Source organism: Streptomyces sp. E11-3, from assembly GCF_046540415.1.
Classification (GTDB): domain Bacteria; phylum Actinomycetota; class Actinomycetes; order Streptomycetales; family Streptomycetaceae; genus Streptomyces.
Window position 1 is genome coordinate 1 of sequence record NZ_JAZGRL010000037.1, and the last position, 3,382, is coordinate 3,382.

3 protein-coding genes are annotated in these 3,382 nt (G+C 73.6%); 2 read left to right on the forward strand and 1 reads right to left on the reverse strand.

Going from position 1 to position 3,382, the window contains the following annotated elements:
- Positions 1-95 precede the first annotated feature (95 nt).
- A complete protein-coding gene (locus tag U9R90_RS34525; RefSeq protein ID WP_411061302.1) occupies positions 96-635 on the reverse strand; it encodes a hypothetical protein in 540 nt (179 codons plus the stop codon).
- Between the two features lie 223 nt (positions 636-858).
- Between U9R90_RS34525 and fmt the strand changes: the two genes are divergently transcribed.
- Both fmt and U9R90_RS34535 read left to right on the forward strand, forming a co-directional pair.
- Positions 859-1,791 (forward strand): methionyl-tRNA formyltransferase, encoded by a 933-nt coding sequence (gene fmt, locus U9R90_RS34530; protein ID WP_411061304.1) that lies wholly within the window; start codon positions 859-861, stop codon positions 1,789-1,791.
- 95 nt (positions 1,792-1,886) lie between these two features.
- On the forward strand, positions 1,887-3,317 hold the full coding sequence (locus U9R90_RS34535) for an RsmB/NOP family class I SAM-dependent RNA methyltransferase (RefSeq protein WP_411061306.1): 1,431 nt from the start codon (positions 1,887-1,889) through the stop codon (positions 3,315-3,317).
- Positions 3,318-3,382: the final 65 nt, after the last annotated feature.

Sequence of the window (3,382 nt, forward strand, 5' to 3'; positions counted from 1 at the left end):
CCCGCACCCCGACGCGGCGGCCCCGCCCCACAACGAAACGATGCGCACCCCACCGCTAGGGGGCAGGCAAGACCGAGGGGTGAACCCTCGCGGGGTCAGCCGTTGCGGGGGCCGGGGAGCACCCCGGGGCGGGTCTCGTCGCGGAGGCCGGTGCTGCCTGCGGTGGGCTGGGTCGGCATGGAGCGCGCCGCGGGCACGGTCGGCAGAGGCGCGCTGGTGCCGACCGAGACCGGGCGGGCGCTCGCCGTCTCGGTGGAGCGCTCGGCCTCGGCGGCCGCCTGGGTCGTCGCCCGCCGGGCGCCGTACCTGCGGTGCACCGCCTGCTTGGTGACGCCGAGCGCGGAGCCCACCGCGTCCCAGGAGAACCCCAGCGAACGGTCGAAATCCACGGCGGCCGTGACCAGCGTCTCGACGCTGTCGCGGAGTTCCTGGGCAAGGCGGACGGTCGGCGCGGGCGCGCGTCCGTACACGACGAAGCCCGTGGAGGGCCCGGAGCGGCGCGGGCGGTAGACGTTTCCCAGCTGGGCGGTGAGGGTGCGCAACGCGTCCACCTGCCGGCGGACCCGCTCGATGTCCCGCACCAGCAGATGCAGGCTGGCCCTTGCCTGGGCGTCGTGGGTTGCGTGGTCGGCCATGAACAAGCCTCTCGAACCGGCGGTTAAAAGGATCGGGCCGCATGCGCGGCCCGTTGTGGTCAACTCTCTCTTGACCAACGCGCCCCCGGCGATGTGGTCACGGTGCGGGGGCGTATGCGCATATGCGCAGGGCGCACGGCGGCACGTACGCCCTGTGGACGGTGGCCCAATAGACTGGTGCGCTGCTCGTCCTGACCCCCGCCCGAGAGGCAGTCGCCCACCTATGAAGCTCGTCTTCGCAGGCACCCCCGAGGTCGCCGTCCCCGCTCTGGATGCTCTGATCGCCTCTGACCGGCATGAGGTGGCCGCCGTGGTCACCCGGCCCGACGCCCCGGCCGGGCGCGGCCGCAGGCTGGTGGCCAGTCCGGTCGCCGAGCGGGCGGAGGCGGCCGGTATCGAGGTGCTCAAGCCCCGGCGGCCACGGGATGAGGACTTTCTGGCGCGGTTGCGTGAGATCGGCCCCGACTGCTGTCCGGTCGTGGCCTATGGCGCGTTGCTGCCGCGGGTGGCGCTGGATGTTCCCGCTCGGGGGTGGGTGAATCTGCACTTCTCGCTGCTGCCCGCGTGGCGTGGGGCTGCTCCTGTGCAGCACTCGATCATGGCGGGGGATGAGATCACCGGTGCGTCGACCTTCTTGATTGAGGAGGGGCTTGACGCGGGGCCGGTGTACGGGACCGTCACCGAGGAGGTTCGGTCCACGGACACCAGCGGTGATCTGCTGACCCGGCTCGCCTTCGCGGGCGCGGGCCTGCTCGCGGCGACCATGGACGGTATCGAGGACGGCGCGCTGAAGGCCGTACCGCAGCCGTCGGACGGTATCTCGCTCGCGCCGAAGATCACCGTCGAGGACGCCCACGTGGACTGGGCCGCTCCGGCGCTGCGGATCGACCGGGTGGTGCGCGGCTGCACGCCCGCGCCGGGGGCGTGGACCGTGTTCCGCGGGGAGCGGCTGAAGCTCGTCTCCGTGCAGCTGGTGCCGGACCACGCGGAACTGGCGCCCGGTGAGCTGTCCGTGGGCAAGAACAACGTGTATGTGGGCACCGGCTCGCACGCCGTGGAGCCGCTCTGGGTGCAGCCGCAGGGCAAGAAGCCGATGCGGGCGGCGGACTGGGCCCGTGGGGTGCGCATCGCCCCCGGAGAGGCTTTGGGCGCCTGAGGCCCGCGGGCCCGCCGACCGCCTGGTGAGCCCGGTCGGCGGGGCCGCCGTAGGCTTAGTACGTATCTCCATCCAAGATCCGGAGCACCTTTTTCGTGAACGACCAGCCTCGTCGCCGTCCCCGCAAGCCGGGCAAGCCGTACCGCCGTCCCCAGAAGGACCCCGTACGGATGCTCGCGTTCGAGGCGCTGAGGGCGGTGGACGAGCGGGACGCGTACGCGAACCTCGTGCTGCCGCCGCTGCTCAGGAAGGCCCGCGACAAGGGCGACTTCGACGGGCGCGACGCGGCGCTGGCCACCGAGCTGGTGTACGGCACGCTCCGCCGTCAGGGCACCTACGACGCGATCATCTCGGCGTGTGTGGACCGGCCGCTGCGCGAGGTCGACCCGCCGGTTCTGGACGTGCTCAGCCTCGGGGCGCACCAGCTCCTCGGGACGCGGATTCCCAGCCACGCGGCGGTGTCCGCGAGTGTGGAACTGGCGCGGGTGGTGCTGGGTGACGGGCGGGCCAAGTTCGTCAACGCCGTACTGCGGAAGATCGCGGCGGATGATCTCGACGGTTGGCTGGAGAAGGTCGCGCCGCCGTACGACGAGGACCCCGAGGACCATCTCGCGGTGGTGCACTCGCACCCGCGCTGGATCGTGTCCGCGCTCTGGGACGCGCTGGGCGGTGGGCGCGCCGGTATCGAGGACCTGCTGGAGGCCGACAACGAGCGGCCTGAGGTGACCCTGGTCGCCCGCCCCGGGCGCAGCACGGCCGACGAGCTCCTGGACGCGCTCGGCGAGGAGCGCGGCCTGCCCGGGCGGTGGTCTCCGCAGGCGGTCCGGCTCGCCGAGGGCGGCGAACCGGGCGCGGTCGACGCGGTGCGCGAGGGGCGGGCCGGAGTGCAGGACGAGGGCAGCCAGCTGGTCGCGCTCGCGCTCGCCCAGGCGCCGCTGGACGGCCCCGACAAGCGGTGGCTGGATGGCTGCGCGGGCCCCGGTGGCAAGGCCGCCATGCTGGCCGGGCTCGCCGCCCAGCGCGGGGCGCTGCTGCTCGCGTCCGAGAAGCAGCCGCATCGCGCCCGCCTGGTGGCCCAGGCCCTGGAAGGCAACCCCGGCCCGTACCAGGTGATCGCCGCCGACGGCACCCGTCCGCCCTGGCGCCCCGGCAGTTTCGACCGCGTCCTGATGGACGTGCCCTGCACCGGGCTCGGTGCCCTGCGGCGCCGCCCCGAGGCCCGCTGGCGGCGCCGTCCCGAGGACCTGGACGGCTTCGCCCCGTTGCAGCGCGGCCTGCTCCAGGAGGCGCTGTCGGCCGTACGCGTCGGCGGCGTCGTCGGCTATGCCACCTGTTCGCCGCACCTCGCCGAGACGCGCGCCGTCGTCGAGGACGTACTGAAGAAGCACGGCGGCGCCGAACTCATCGACGCCCGCCCCCTGATGCCCGGGGTCCCGGCACTCGGCGACGGGCCCGACGTACAGCTGTGGCCGCACCTGCACGGCACGGACGCGATGTACCTGGCGGTGCTGCGGCGTACCGCGTAGGGGGAGAAACCCGCTAGGGGGCGTCTCCCCGATCTTCGCGGGCCCGCGACGCCTGGCACGCGCCC